Source organism: Microcystis sp. M109S1, from assembly GCF_020247025.1.
In the GTDB taxonomy this organism is placed as follows: Bacteria; Cyanobacteriota; Cyanobacteriia; order Cyanobacteriales; family Microcystaceae; genus Microcystis.
Genome location: NZ_JADBRW010000151.1, coordinates 1 through 11130 on the forward strand (window position 1 = coordinate 1; position 11130 = coordinate 11130).

Here is an 11130-nt window from a genome sequence, read left to right on the forward strand (position 1 = left end):
ATTCCGGGGTTACTCAAGGCTTTAGAAGACTCTTATGAGTATGTTCGTTGGAACGCAGCCGTGGCTTTAGCTAAAATTGGCTCAGAAACAGCCATTGCGTGGTTACTCAAGGCTTTAGAAAACTCTTATGAGTATGTTCGTATGTACGCAGCCGTGGCTTTAGCTAAAATTGGCACAGAAACAGCGATTCCGGGGTTACTCAAGGCTTTAGAAGACTCTAATAAGGATGTTCGTTGGAACGCAGCCGAGGCTTTGGCTAAGATTGGCTCGGAAACAGCTATTCCGGGGTTACTCAAGGCTTTAGAAGACTCTAATGAGTATGTTCGTATGTACGCAGCCGTGGCTTTAGCTAAAATTGGCTCAGAAACAGCCATTGCGGGGTTACTCAAGGCTTTAGAAGACTCTAATAAAGATGTTCGTATGTACGCAGCCTTCGCTTTGGGTGAAATTGGACTAGAAGAAGCTATTCCCGCCTTAATCAATGCCTTATCCGATGCAGAAGATAGCGTTCGTTTCAGTGCCACCGATGCAATCGGTAAAATTGGTTCTCGTTATGCCTTAACCTAAAATGGCAATCAGTCCTGACAATTTACCTTGAGATTCACATTGAAAACCTTCATCGTGCCAAGCTTCTAAATCAACGGAATTTAAGGGAATGACTTGCCAACAGCGGGGATAGATTAATTGTCCCACAAAAGCCCAAATTATACTTCTAGTCACATCTAACCCAGTTTTTAGCTTTGATTCGTGATTACCGGGGATACCAATTTCTCGGACTGCATCGATTTCTACTGCTATACCATGGGATTGCAAGTGAATTTCTGCTAACCATTTAGCGCGGGGTAAATGAGTAGGAGAGGTGACAACTTTTACTTTATGTACTCCCCATTGTTTTAAAATTGGCACGGCAAAGAAAAAATTGCCGAAGGTAGAATCAGCACACTTTTCTAACCAGACGTTAGTTTTTGGCGCTTTTGCCCGTTCAAATAGTAATAAAATACAGGGGTCTTTCGAGCCTTGGGAAATTAAAATCGGTATATCGGGGTATTGCTGGGCTAGATTGGCTACATAAATTTCCCGACGAATGCTGCCCCCCAAAACTAAGATGGCATCAATGGGTTTTTGTTGATTAATTGGCCAGCGGATGGCTAAATTAATCGCTAAATTAAGGATAATAAACCCAAAAACCAGAATCGGAGTTATTTTTAACCATCTTTGCCAATTTCGGTGTTTACGGGCAACATTTTTCGTTTTTTTCGCCATTGTTAGAGACGGTGTAACAATTGTGCTTTGATAATTTTTTCTGCGGGGTTGAGTTTGACTAATTGTGAACCTGTCCCGTCTTTACCCGTAACTGTCACAGTCTCTACCTCTAAGGGTAGTTTTCGATTCTGATTGGTACTTAATAACACTATACTCCCCTCCCGGGCCGCTACCATGGCCGCTAAACTATCCTGTTTGTTGACGAATTGTAAAGCGGGTGAACCAAGATCGCCTAATTGTGATAGACGTAAATTCTCGATCGCCAGTCTTTTCCCGTAACCTAATCCCGAAATCAGCAGCAGATTTTCCCGATGAGGGAGAGAAACACAGCCGGCTAGATTTTCCCCGTAGCGCAATCGCAAAATTGCTAAACCCTGGGCAGATTTACCCATAATTGGCAATAATTCCTCGCGCACGGGATAACGCAACACCCGACCGCTACTGGTGGCGATCGCCAAGTCCAGACCCTCGTGAGTAAAAATAGCACCATATAGGCGATCGTCTTCTTTCAATTTCATGAGGGACAAACCCCGACTACCAACCCCCTCTAATTCATCGATGGAAAGCCGCTTTATTCGCCCCTGTTGACTCAGTAAAAGCAATTCTTGATTTTTTTGAGGTTCCGTCAAGAAAAATTGATTTAACACGGCTTCTGAATCTTGTTGGGCGGTTTTGGTCAGCAGACGGTCGATTAACACCGGTTGATTGTCTTTTGGAGGAACTTCCCGGGTAGCAATCGGGTAAGCTTTAGCATTATCGAGGATAACTAGGAAATTTTCCCGTTTTTCGATCGCCTGTTGATAGATAATTAAACCTCGGTCCGGCGCTCGCTCTTCTGGTGTCGTCCAACTAATTTTATCTTCGGCATCAAGCAATAAAATCGCATTTTCTGGGGGTTCTTGGGGCGTAAATAGGCTTAAACTCGGTGCATTCTCACTCTCAGACTTTTTCTTAACTTTATTCTCCTGTTTTTTAACTTCTGCCTCGAAAGAGGGTGTGGGGTGTGGGGTGTGGGGTGTGGGGAAGGAAACCTCTTTCATCTGTGGGGGTGAAAAATTTTTCATCGGGACTGACTCCTGCTTTTTAACCACAGAATCCTGTTTCTTCCCTGCTGACTGCTCCTTTGTCCCCGCTCCCTTCTGACTGCTCCCTGCTCCCGACTTTCCAGTGCGAATTTTTGTCCGTCTGCTATCGGCGAATTTTTTCTTTAAAGAGCGCAATTCTTTTTTCAGAGACTTGAGAAACTCCTGACGGTTATGGAGGAGGGTTTCCAACTGTTGAATTTTTGTTTGTAATTCCGTCGCTTCCGTCTCTAATTTTTGTCTTTCCAAACCGGTTAGACGACGTAGGGGCATAGCCAAGATAGAATCAGCTTGAGCGTCACTAATGCCCAATTCTGCCTGAAAACGGTACTTAGCCGTCGTACCATCGGGGGCATTTTTGAGAATATCCACCACTCGATCGATATTCTGCAAAGCTAATAATAAACCCTCGACTAGGTGTAAGCGATCGCTGGCCTGTTGCAACTCATCGCCATACTGACGGGTGAGAGTTGTTTCTCGAAAGCGCAAGAATTCCTGTAAAACTTGTTTTAAAGATAACTGCCGGGGTTGATTATCGACCAAAGCGAGGATAATCGCCCCAAAATTAGTCTGTAGGGCCGTTTGTTGGTATAAAGCCGCCAAAACCTGCTGCGGTTGACTTTCCCGCTTTAATTCAATCACCACCCGAATGCCTTCGCGATTGCTTTCATCGCGGATATCGGCAATTCCCTCCAATTTCCCTAAATTAACTAATTCGGCGATTTTTTCAATCCATGCCGCCTTATTCACCTGAAAAGGCAACTCAGTAACCACAATTGCCGTCCTTTCCCTTCGGCGCTTGCCCTCAATGATAATTGTTTCAGTTTTCGCCACTCCGCGCACGGGAATAATCCCCCTACCGGTGCGATAAGCCTCCCGAATGCCGGTATCATCTAAAATCTCGCCTCCCGTGGGAAAATCGGGCCCGGGGATAATTTCTACTAACTTTTCCTCGCTTAAATCGGGATTATCAATCAAAGCGATTAAACCTTCCACCACTTCCCCTAAATTATGGGGAGGAATATTAGTCGCCATCCCCACCGCAATACCTGAACAACCATTAAGAATGAGTATCGGTAACTGAGCGGGTAAAACAACGGGTTCCTGTTGAGAATTATCAAAATTACTGTTGAAATTAACGATAGCTTCGCTAATTCCCCCCAAAACCGCTTGATCACCGATGCCGGCCAAACGGGTTTCTGTATAACGCATGGCTGCTGGGGGGTCGTTATCGATCGAACCAAAGTTACCATGGCCCGATAAAAGTGGGTAACGACTGGAAAAATCCTGTACCATACGAACCAGTGCCTCGTACACTGACTGATCGCCATGGGGATGATATTTACCCAAGACATCCCCCACCACCCGCGCACATTTGCGAAAAGGGCGATCGGGGGTTAAACCCAGTTCGTGCATAGCGTATAATATGCGACGATGTACTGGTTTTAAGCCATCCCGTACATCCGGCAACGCTCGCCCCACGATCACACTCATGGCATATTCTAGATAGGAGCGTTCCATCTCTTGGTGTAAAGCCGTGGGTATAATTTGACCACTAGCTAAGAAATCCAGTTGTTTGGCCATGAGTCTCTCGTTTTCAATCTGTCTAGCTGTGAATCATAAGGCATTTTGCCCGTTTTGACCTTGTTTATCCCTGAGCATCCCTATGACGACTGTTTTGATTGTAGAAGACGACCCGATTAATTTTCGCGTTTTTGCCAAAATTTTGACCAAACGAGGTGGTCTAGAGGTTAAAGGGACTGAAGACGTGGAGGAAGTGCTTCGTATTGCTCGGGACAAGGAAGCGGACGTGATCTTAATGGATGTCTCCCTCTCCCATAGTGTCTATGAAGGGAAAGCGGTAGATGGTATTAAAATCAGCCAAATTCTCAAAGCTAACCCCGAAACCGCCGATTTACCTGTTATTCTCGTCACCGCTCACGCTATGGAGGGCGATCGAGAGAATTTTCTCAAGCAGAGTCAGGCCGATGGTTATATTTCTAAACCCGTGGTTGATCACCAAGCTTTTGTTGATCAAATTTTGGCGATCGTTGATCGGGAGTCGGTGTAAGCTTTGAGTCTTCTTTTGTTAGTATATCAGTATTTATCTAGACCGGTGGCTTTGAGTTTACCCCCAACAGCTATCTCCCTAATCCTCCACTCTGCCATAGATGGCGTAGGCTCGATCGAGCGACCAGGCCCACATCTGATCCCCTAGGGAAAAATGCCACCATTCCCCCTTATGTCGGCTAAATCCCGCCTCCTCCATCACTTTAGCCAATAAAACTCGTTTTTGATGATAACTCTGTTCTCGCGGGCTTTTTGCGGGGATATAATAATCGGGATGCGATCGCTCTCCGATCTCATCGATTTCTCCCCCCATGTCGATGGCTTGTCCCTTCTCGTCAACTAGGGTAATATCGATCGCCGCTCCGGTACTATGGGGAGGCGGGGTGGCGGCATTATCGCTGGGAACCGCCCAAATAGTGTAAACTTCTGTTAAAATCCCTTGACTTTCTGCCTCCGATAGTTTCTCTTTGGCTAATCCTCTTGTGTCTAGGAGAGTCTGAAAACTGTAATCGACCATAAATTGTTGCACTTCCAGCGGTCGATAGGCATCAAAAATCAAAATTTGCCAACCAGGTTGATAGACTTGCAGACGGTTTTGAGCCTCAATCAGAGCATTTAACACCCCTTGTCGCAAAAAATAGGGAGATTTACCCCGATAATTAGCCCCTAATTTCTCGTAAGCGTGGGGAGAAGGTATAACAAACTTATCTGCGGGTATAGGTACTAGGGGTTCCCCGCATTCACGAATAGGAATTTTTTGGTAGGGTTTCATCGCGTCGTCGGGAAACAGTAATTTTATTGATTGTCAACTCGAAAGACTAGATAGGGGAAATGCGGCCGGGAAAATCCAGGGACGTTTACGGGTAAAATAAACCCGTTATTCCTCCTCCTCATCGGTTGTAGGGAATTTCATGCTGGCCCAAGTTAACTGTTTTTGCGGGTCTTTTTCCGGTTCACTAAAACTCTCTTTTAGTTGTTCTTTCACCTGAGCAATATTGCCACTTTGAGCGGCATTCTTTAGATCATAGACATAACGGGCATTTTCGATCGCTTCCTCTTTACTACGAGAACTAGATTCAAAGCATTTTTCTAGATCTTTGTAAATACCCTTGCGAGAGATTTTGAGAAAATATTGACGTTCCGTATCGATCAGTTTAGCCAATAATTCTAGGTGCATGGAATCCTCGGCACAGATATCCGCGAGTATATCCCATTCTTCACTCCCCAAAAGATTATTATCCGCTCCCGGTCGCGGGTCTTGAAAAGTTTCTCCAGTCACTTGTTTATAAATCTTCGGTAATTGGTCATCAAATTCGTGCTTTTCTTCCCTCCAAATCCGGCGAATTTCGCTGAGTTCCTCCGTGGTAATTAGGGTAATATCTTTCATGTCCTCCGGTGCATTAGTACGCACGCTCTCCTGAGCCTCTAATACCCGTCTTAGCCAATATTCTCGCCATTGTTTAGTATAAGGGCCCGGTATGGGTTCGATCGATATTTCTCCATTTAAGTTTCTTTCAAATAATTGTACTTTCCCAACAAGACGACGAAAATCCCGTTTTGGTCGGTCATCTTCTATATCTAATTCGTTGCGAAGGTCTAAAAGCGGTTGCAACCATTCTTTTTCTTGGTCATTCTGTATCATTGCCTCCATCGATTTATCTTTATTTACCAACGTACACACCCAACAACCTAAGCGCGAATCTCCACAGCTAGGGGTTGAGGTGTCCACCACTAAGGGACATTCATTATCCGCAGTCGCTCCCCGATACATTGCTAATAATTCTTTGTTATCTCCTCCCCAGGGATTTTCCCACTGCATTAAGTACATCCATACTTCATCAGTACGCCAATCTTCTAGAGGGCTATAAATAATTGCATTGGGAAGGCTACCACTATAGCGTAATGGTTTACTAATATTCTCCTTGAGATTAAGTTGTTCTTGAAAACTATTAATTTCATATTTATTCATTGTTGAAGCACGTTTATTACTCTCAGCCTTTCTTGTACCAAGCATAAGAATAACTTCACCATTTTCTCGAATTTGCTGACGAATAAAATGATTTGTTGGTGTTATCTTCAGTCTTTCAGTACACCAGCGAAATCCCTGGCGAGGTGCAGGATAGCCTTTACCAATTAAACAAGTCCAAAAAGTATCTTTTATTTCTGGGTGTAATAAATAAGGTTCTACAGGCATCTGCTGCATTTTAGCTTCATTTTTCATTCTGGCTAAAGATTGTTTAACCCAAGTAGATACAAGAGGATTTTCAACTTGAGTATCTGTAGTCATTACATAAATTTTTTTATGACGCTCCTCAATGGAAAGCTTGCTGATTGCATTCCAAATTAATTGAACAACAGCACTACTATCTTTTCCTCCTGAGTAACCTATAACAAATGGAATACTGTTAGAAAGATATAAACTTTGAATTTCTTTTATAATTATTTCAATGTCTATAACAAAGTCATCAACGGTTCTAGAAGGAAAAATACTTATCTGTGTTGGCTCGCCAAAAATAACATTATTTATCATAAATTCAACCTTTAAATATATTATCTCTATGCCATTTTACGGATTCAAGATTGGGCAGATATTTGTTATTATCAGGCAGTAAAAGATTCTCGCCATGAAAATCTTTTATAGACTTTGCGTTCGGTGAAACTTCTTCAAAATCTTTTGTGATAATAATTTTGTATTGATCATCAATTGTGAATAATCCTTGATCAAATGCCCAATGATGATTTTTACAAAGAGATAAACCATTGTTTATCTGGTTGTCATAGAATTTAGCAAAAGGTTTAATATGTGCGCCATCGACAATACTTTGTGTCAAGGAGTGAATTACTTTAAGACCGCAAAAAGAGCATTGATAATTATATATATAAACGACTGCTTTACGAAAGAAAGCACTTCTTATTAAAGATTTTCGTAAATAGAATTTTTTCTCCTGTTCTACATTATCAAATAATGATAATTCTTCCCTAGTTACATCTTGCAAGTTATTATTAATAGTCAATATTTCACTAATTTCTTTTTGAGATGATGAAAACCATACTGATATTAAAGTATCTATTAATTCTTGACGATAATTTTGATATTGAAGCAAATCATATAATTCCTCATCTAAAAAGGCATATTCTACAGCTAATTTGAGTTTTTTCATTGACTTTGGCTGTAGCCCATTAAAATCTGGCTTTAATCTTAAATACCAGAATCTTTCGCTTTGTAAATGGAAAAATGGATAATGAAAACCTCCATCATATTGAGACGATAAAACATTCCAGTATTTATTAAATGTATTAATTAATTCATCAGAAACAAAAATTTTATTTTCTGTGATTAATCCCTGTGAAATTAGATCGATAACTGATAAAAGTAAAATTGGTTTATATTGAGCATTACCTCTTTTTTTACTAACATTCAAAGAAGCGAATCTTTCACAATAATATTTTAAATTGCGGAGGGGAAGACTATCGACCATAGGGGGGGGAGATATGCGGGTAAAAAAAGGAAACTATTACCAGCATACAGAAAAACATCCCAGCGAGAGGGAAAAATATAGAAAGCCTACAGAGGTCGTCATAATAACATCAATCGAGCGCAGCTAACGAGCGATCGCATACTACCGAACTTATGTACTATGATCAACCCTTAATGCAACTTTAAAAACCCACTTCCCACTCCCCCCTAGACCTTTTAAACAGGATTTAGCATCACTTTCCCGGGTTGAGGGTCGAAATCCCGTTAGGGATTAAAGAGTAACTCCACCGTCCACGGGTAAAACCACACCTGTCATATAGGGGTTGATAATCAAACTCAATACTGCTAGGGCGACTTCTTCGGGTTGCCCTAAATGTTCGACAGGTAGAGCAGAAACCGCCCATTTGCTCAGGTCGGAGCGTTCCGAATCACTTTGACTGCTCCAGATACTTGTATCTTCTATTAATCCGGGGGCAACAACGTTAACGCGAACAGGAGCGAGTTCTAGGGCGAGGGCGCGTCCAAATACTGCTACGGCACTATTAGCGGCGGCTATGACAGAAATTCCGCCCATTTTGGAATATTTGAAGATAGTGACGCTTGATGTCAGGGTAATAGAACCGTCCTTGGCCAAAGTTTTCAGGGAGCCACGCACTGCTAAAAAGGTGGCCCAGAATTTATCCATACCTCCCTGGGCCGTTTCTGTGGTCATTTCAGTTAATAAGGCTCGCGGCATATTTCTGTCTCCCAGAGAGGTTACTACTAAATGGTCAAAGTTGCCAATTTCTGCAAAAAAGGCATTAACAGAATCTTCTTCTAAAAAATTAACAGTTTTGGCTTCAATCTCCCCGGAAATTAGGGCAACAGCCGCAGCTAATTTCTCTTGAGAAGCATGGGAAAGCACCACTTTTGCCCCCAGGGAGAGCAATTTTTCGGCAATCGCTAGGTCAATCCCGGAGCTTGCACCAATAATAACGACTTTTTTACCCGATAAGGAATCAAACATTTTTTTGTCTCCAAAAATTTCAGAAAAACTTACAGCTATTACAGCATATTGACTGGCTTTTGGGCAGCAACTAACCAATAAGTTATGGACGAGGAACTTAGCAAATTATCCAGAGGCTTAATGTTTAAATTATAGGTTTCTTCGTCTAATTTTCCTGATTGCAATTCCTCTGTTAACCAAGACTTAAGATAGCGAAAATGTCTGAACCAGCACTCCTCCGTCACCTCGACAAATTGAACATCTTTAAACCCTGCCTGTTGATAAAGATTTTGATACTCTGCAATATCTTTGACCCTGTTTGCTTGGGGAACTGTCCAATCCCCTAAAAGTTCTGTTGTGGCAAAACTCAGATCTGAGAGAATTAAGGTTCCCCCCGGCTTTAATACTCGCCAAGCTTCTTGTAGGAATTGCTGTCTAGTATTAAAATAAAAAGCCGCTTCTACACAAATAATTTGCTCAAAAGAATCATCGGCAAAATCCATCTCTACTGCGTCCATTAACAGAAATTTACCCTCGGGAAAATTCAAGAGACTTCTGGCAATTTGTGTGGGAGAAATGTTAATGCCTACAATTGCTGTCAATGGGTAATATTTGAGAAGATAATGGGTAGTTGCTCCTAAACCACAGCCAACGTCAAGAATTGTTCCCTGTTTGTTGGGAATAAATTCTAAAAGTTTCTCCATCAGAGTAGAGGATGCTTCCTGTTGATCTTGGGTATGGGAGAGCCAATAACCGACATTAAAAAACTCTCTTTCACCATAAAACTCTCGAATCGAAGGACTACAAATTAAATCATCGAATCTAGCAATCCATTCATTTTTATCCATTTTTAAACTCACTTAACTCTTTCGGCAAAAAACTACATTAGTTTAACACGATTTGGCTTAGTAGAGCGGGAAGTGGGAAGTGAGAAGTGGGTTATAGCAATGCTTGCCAAACTCCTGTTAAGGCACTAGATATTGACCGCGTGGCTGAGGCGATAGAAAAAAAGGAGCCACAGCTTTTTGCTTAGATACCGATAAATTTCCCTTAGAGGTTCAACTAACAGCCCAATTTAATGGTAAAAAAAGTTTTTATCAATTAACCTATAACCATCAATCTATATTATCATATCTGGTGAGGGACAGAAGTTATCGCTTTTGAATTAGGAATGGGGAGCGGGGGACAGGGAAGAAAATCGTCGCACCTCATGACTCTGAATACCGCTATAAGTGTCACCCATGAAAGTGCGGGTAAGGTGAGTATTTGACTTGAGTAAGACGGCAATATATGTTACTATCACAGGGTAATCGCAGCTATCTTGAAAAAGCTGCCACTCAAAACTAGGAATGACCATGAATTATCCTAATAGCGAACAAAGTAAAGCAATCCCCTTCTTTGCTCGTTTTTTATCGGCGGACCAAGACGAGGCTCCGACCCCCGATTCCCCCCCCGATTCTGAACCCGCTCCCGTTTGGACTTGGAAATGGCCTTCTGACTGGGAAGATAGTTAATTAATTTCAAGATTGCTTTCAGTAATTCAGACAGAAATAAACCACCGCCATAAGTCAAGCAGGAGTAAGATTTATGGCGGTTTTTTGTTGTATTTAGGGTTTGCTAAACAAGTCAATTGGCTGGTGGAGACAGCCGGGTAGAGGAGGGAGAAAGTGCTTAGTTAAGTTAAAACTACTCTTCAGCAATTTCGACTTCTTTGGGAGCAACGGGTTCTTCGGCAGTAATTTCGACTTCAATAGCCTTTTTCAGGTTAAGTTTTAGAACTTGAGAAATTGGTAAACCTTCCACCTCATTGATGAGATATTCTTGAGTTTCTGTTTCACGACGTTTGAGATAGACCGTTTTAAGCAGTGCCTCAATGCCATAACCTGTCACAATGTCGCCAATAATGGTAGAGATGCCTAAGACCCCAAGTCCACCAATTAGTCCCAGCGGACCGCCTAACCCTAAAAGTGCGTAAATTGCAGGATAGGCAGTAGTGCTGGATGCGGCAATAGCAATAATGAAAATAATGCCGGGGAGTCCCAGAGAAGCAAGTTTTTGAACAACTTCATCTAGAGAAATTCCCCAGGAGACAAGTTTTTTGTTGATTTCTGTGGGATTAATTCCGAGAAAATCATTGGGAATGGCCGTTTCAGTAGTTTCCGTCATTGATGAGACTCCTAAAATCACTAAGTTGGATTGGTTGGTCGGGATTTCAGTCATATAAAATCCATGGTAAGGCAAAAGAATACAAA

General features: G+C 42.1%; 12 protein-coding genes and 1 pseudogene. 4 read left to right on the forward strand and 9 right to left on the reverse strand.

Translation table 11 applies throughout. The features are described 5' to 3' along the window. Positions 1–567 (forward strand): HEAT repeat domain-containing protein (locus IM322_RS07185; protein WP_287713164.1); only part of this gene is annotated, 567 nt, incomplete at its 5' end. On the opposite strand, the gene IM322_RS07190 is transcribed toward IM322_RS07185, so the two are convergent. Together IM322_RS07190 and IM322_RS07195 are read right to left on the reverse strand one after the other, a co-directional pair. After that, positions 559–1263 carry a YdcF family protein gene (locus tag IM322_RS07190; RefSeq protein WP_287672339.1) on the reverse strand — a complete coding sequence of 235 codons (705 nt, stop codon included), beginning with the start codon at positions 1261–1263 and terminating at the stop codon, positions 559–561. The genes IM322_RS07185 and IM322_RS07190 overlap by 9 nt on opposite strands. A gap of 2 nt (positions 1264–1265) precedes the next feature. Then, positions 1266–3929 (reverse strand): DNA gyrase/topoisomerase IV subunit A, encoded by a 2664-nt coding sequence (locus IM322_RS07195; RefSeq protein WP_287672340.1) that lies wholly within the window; start codon positions 3927–3929, stop codon positions 1266–1268. An 82-nt stretch (positions 3930–4011) separates the two neighbouring features. On the opposite strand from IM322_RS07195, the gene IM322_RS07200 reads away from it, so the two are divergent. Beyond that, on the forward strand, positions 4012–4416 hold the full coding sequence (locus IM322_RS07200; protein WP_286823950.1) for a response regulator: 405 nt from the start codon (positions 4012–4014) through the stop codon (positions 4414–4416). A gap of 78 nt (positions 4417–4494) precedes the next feature. Here IM322_RS07200 and IM322_RS07205 read toward each other — a convergent pair whose 3' ends face one another. From IM322_RS07205 to IM322_RS07225, 5 genes are all read right to left on the reverse strand, one after another. After that, complete coding sequence (locus IM322_RS07205) at positions 4495–5187, reverse strand: M15 family metallopeptidase (RefSeq protein ID WP_287672343.1); 693 nt, start codon at positions 5185–5187, stop codon at positions 4495–4497. Positions 5188–5292: 105 nt separating this feature from the next. Next, positions 5293–6945, reverse strand: a complete 1653-nt coding sequence (gene dndC, locus IM322_RS07210; RefSeq protein ID WP_287672345.1) for a DNA phosphorothioation system sulfurtransferase DndC — start codon at positions 6943–6945, stop codon at positions 5293–5295. A gap of 4 nt (positions 6946–6949) precedes the next feature. After that, positions 6950–7894 carry an HNH endonuclease gene (locus IM322_RS07215; RefSeq protein WP_287672347.1) on the reverse strand — a complete coding sequence of 315 codons (945 nt, stop codon included), beginning with the start codon at positions 7892–7894 and terminating at the stop codon, positions 6950–6952. 270 nt (positions 7895–8164) lie between these two features. Next, positions 8165–8899, reverse strand: a complete 735-nt coding sequence (locus IM322_RS07220) for an SDR family oxidoreductase (protein WP_287077730.1) — start codon at positions 8897–8899, stop codon at positions 8165–8167. A gap of 38 nt (positions 8900–8937) precedes the next feature. Then, positions 8938–9726 carry a class I SAM-dependent methyltransferase gene (locus IM322_RS07225; protein ID WP_287077731.1) on the reverse strand — a complete coding sequence of 263 codons (789 nt, stop codon included), beginning with the start codon at positions 9724–9726 and terminating at the stop codon, positions 8938–8940. A gap of 86 nt (positions 9727–9812) precedes the next feature. Between IM322_RS07225 and IM322_RS23240 the strand changes: the two are divergent. Beyond that, positions 9813–10021, forward strand: a pseudogene (locus tag IM322_RS23240) (MvdC/MvdD family ATP grasp protein); the annotation flags it as partial. Between the two features lie 22 nt (positions 10022–10043). Here the strand turns inward: IM322_RS23240 and IM322_RS07230 are convergent. Continuing rightward, positions 10044–10235, reverse strand: a complete 192-nt coding sequence (locus tag IM322_RS07230) for a hypothetical protein (protein WP_287077732.1) — start codon at positions 10233–10235, stop codon at positions 10044–10046. On the opposite strand from IM322_RS07230, the gene IM322_RS07235 reads away from it, so the two are divergent. Continuing rightward, complete coding sequence (locus IM322_RS07235) at positions 10234–10392, forward strand: microviridin/marinostatin family tricyclic proteinase inhibitor (protein WP_002750786.1); 159 nt, start codon at positions 10234–10236, stop codon at positions 10390–10392. The two genes, IM322_RS07230 and IM322_RS07235, sit on opposite strands and share 2 nt — an antisense overlap. Before the next feature lie 172 nt (positions 10393–10564). Here the strand turns inward: IM322_RS07235 and IM322_RS07240 are convergent, their stop codons facing one another. Beyond that, positions 10565–11044, reverse strand: coding sequence for a hypothetical protein (locus IM322_RS07240; RefSeq protein ID WP_287672349.1), 480 nt, complete (start codon positions 11042–11044; stop codon positions 10565–10567). Positions 11045–11130: the final 86 nt, after the last annotated feature.